Origin of the sequence: Streptomyces hygroscopicus subsp. hygroscopicus (assembly GCF_001553455.1) — a bacterium.
Lineage (GTDB): Bacteria > Actinomycetota > Actinomycetes > Streptomycetales > Streptomycetaceae > Streptomyces > Streptomyces hygroscopicus.
On sequence record NZ_BBOX01000353.1, the window covers coordinates 1 to 2,862 of the forward strand.

The window sequence follows — 2,862 nt, forward strand, 5'->3', positions numbered from 1 at the left end:
GGTCAACGGTCCGGTTTCCGTGGTCCTCGCGGGGGATGAGGACGTGGCCGTGCGGATCGCGGCGTCGTTCGAGGCTCAGGGCCGTAAGACCAAGCGGCTCACCGTCAGCCACGCGTTCCATTCGCCGCGTATGGACGGGATGCTGGAGGCGTTCCGCGAGGTCGCCGAGGGTCTCACCTACCAGGCCCCGAAGATCCCGATCGTCTCCAACCTCACCGGCGACGTCATCTCCGCCGAGGAGGTCACGACGGCCGACTTCTGGGTGCGCCACGTCCGCGAGGCCGTGCGCTTCCTGGACGGCGTGCGCACCCTGGAGGCCCGGGGCGTGACCACCTACGTGGAGCTGGGCCCGGACGGCGTGCTCACCGCCATGGCCCAGGAGTGCCTGGCCGAGCCCGACGCGGCCGAGCTGCTGCCCGCGCTGCGCACGGGCCGGCCGGAGGCCGAGGCGGTGACCGGCGCGCTGGCCCGGCTGTACGTCCGCGGCCCGGTCCCGGACTGGGAGGCGTTCTTCGCCGGTACCGGTGCGCGGAAGGTCGCGTTGCCGACGTACGCCTTCCAGCGCAGCCGCTACTGGGTCGACGCCCAGCTCAGCCTGGACGAGGTCGCCTCGGCGGGGCTCGGCTCGGCCGGTCACCCGCTGCTGGGCGCGGCGGTGGAACTGCCCGACGCGGACGCGTACCTCTTCTCCGGACGGCTGTCGCTGGCCTCGCACGCGTGGCTGGCGGACCACACGGTGGCGGACACGGCCGTGCTGCCCGGTTCCGCGTTCGTGGAGCTGGCGGTGCGCGCCGGGGACCACGTGGGCTGTGCGGCGCTGGACGAGCTGACCCTGCACGAGCCGCTGGTCCTGCCGGAGCGCGGCGGGGTGCGGCTGCGGGTGTCGGTCGGCGAGCCGGACGACGGCGGTCGCCGCCCGCTGGCGGTGTACTCGCGTCCCGAAGCGTCGGACGCGGACCGGCCGTGGACCCGGCACGCCGCCGGTGTGCTCGCCCCGGAGCGGGCCCCGGCGGGCGGCGGTGCCGAGCCGCTGTCCGTCTGGCCGCCCGCCGGCGCGGAGCCCGTGGAGACCGACTCCCTGTACGCGGAGATGGCCCGCGCCGGACTGCTGCACGGCCCGGCGTTCCAGGGCCTGCGCCGGGTCTGGCGGCGTGGCGAGGAGCTGTTCGCGGAGGTCCGCCTCCCGGACGAGCGGCAACCCGACGCGGCCCGTTTCGCCCTGCACCCGGCCCTGCTGGACGGTGCGCTCCAGCCGCTCGCGCAGGGCGCGGGCGGTGCCGCGGTGGCGCGCTCCTGGCGCGGTGTGAGCCTGTACGCGGTGGGCGCCGAGGCGCTGCGGGTACGGCTGGCGCCGGCCGGGGACGGCGCGGTGTCGCTGGTGGCGGCCGATGGGGCGGGTGCGCTCGTCGCGTCGGTGGACACGCTGGTCACCGAGGCACTGGAGGTGGACCGGATCGCCGGTGCGGCCACCTCCGGCCGCCACGAGTCGCTGTTCCGGATCGACTGGGCGCCGGTGGCGGCACCCTCGCCGGCCGCGTCGGCGGGCTTCGCGGTCGTCGGCGGCGACGAGCTGAAGCTGAGCGTGGCCCTGGAGACGGCCGGGTTCGGTGCCACGGTCCACGACGACCTCCGCGCGCTGAACGCGGCGGTCGAGGCGGGCGGGCCGGTACCGGACACCGTGCTGGTGCCGTTCCCGGCCGAGCCGGACGCCCCGCACGGCGGTCTCGCCGCCGGTGCGCACTCGGCCACCCACCGTGCGCTGGCCCTGGTCCAGGAGTGGCTGAACGGTGGCAGGCCCGGCTCCGCCCGGCTGGTGGTGGTCACCCGCGGCGCGGTCGCCGCGGCCGGTGACCCGGCGGTGGCGGACCTGGTGAACGCGCCGGTGTGGGGTCTGCTGCGGTCCGCGCAGACGGAGAACCCGGGCCAGTTCGTCCTGCTCGACGTGGACGGCGAGGTGTCCTACCCGGCGATCGCGGCGGCCCTGGAGACGGACGAGCCCGAACTGGCGCTGCGCGCCGGGGCGGTGTACGCGCCGCGCCTGGCCAGGGTCGGGGCGGTCCCGGCCGCCGAGCCGGCCGGCACGGTCGTCGACCCGGCCGGCACGGTGCTGATCACCGGCGCCACCGGCGGTCTGGGCAGGCTGTTCGCCCGCCATCTGGCCACCGTGCACGGCGCCCGCCATCTGCTGCTGACCAGCCGCAGCGGCCCCGCCGCCGACGGGATGGCCGAGCTGGTGGCGGAGCTGGCCGAGCTGGGCGCCGAGGCCACCGTCGCCGCGTGCGACGCGGCCGACCGGGAGGCGCTGGCCGGGCTGCTGGCCGCGATTCCGGCCGACCGTCCGCTGACGGCCGTGGTGCACACCGCGGGCGTCCTCGACGACGGCGTCATCGACATGCTGACGCCGGAACGGGTGGACACGGTGCTGCGGCCCAAGGTCGACGCGGCGGTCAACCTCCACGAGCTGACCCGCGATCTGGACCTGTCCGCCTTCGTGCTCTTCTCGGCCGCGGCCGGCACGCTGGGCGGCGCGGGCCAGGGCGGCTACGCGGCGGCCAACGTCTTCCTCGACGCGCTCGCCGGACACCGCCGCGCCACCGGCCGTACCGCGCTGTCCCTGGTGTGGGGCATGTGGGCCGAGGAGCGGGGCATGGGCGGCCGGCTCGGCGAGGCCGACCGGCAGCGGGCGGCGCGCGGCGGGGTGCTGCCGCTGTCCGCCGAGGAGGGGCTCGCCCTGTTCGACGCGGCCCACGCGGTGGCCGGCGAGGCGGTGCTGGTGCCCGTACGGCTGGAGCCGGCGACGCTGCGCGCCGCCGCCGCCACCGGGGCGCTGCCGCCGCTCCACCGGGGCCTGGTGCGCACACC

1 protein-coding gene is annotated in these 2,862 nt (G+C 77.0%); it reads left to right on the forward strand.

Going from position 1 to position 2,862, the window contains the following annotated elements; all coding sequences use genetic code 11:
- Nucleotides 1-2,862: SDR family NAD(P)-dependent oxidoreductase (locus AXW62_RS30770; RefSeq protein WP_159060997.1), on the forward strand; the 2,862-nt coding region annotated here is incomplete at both ends.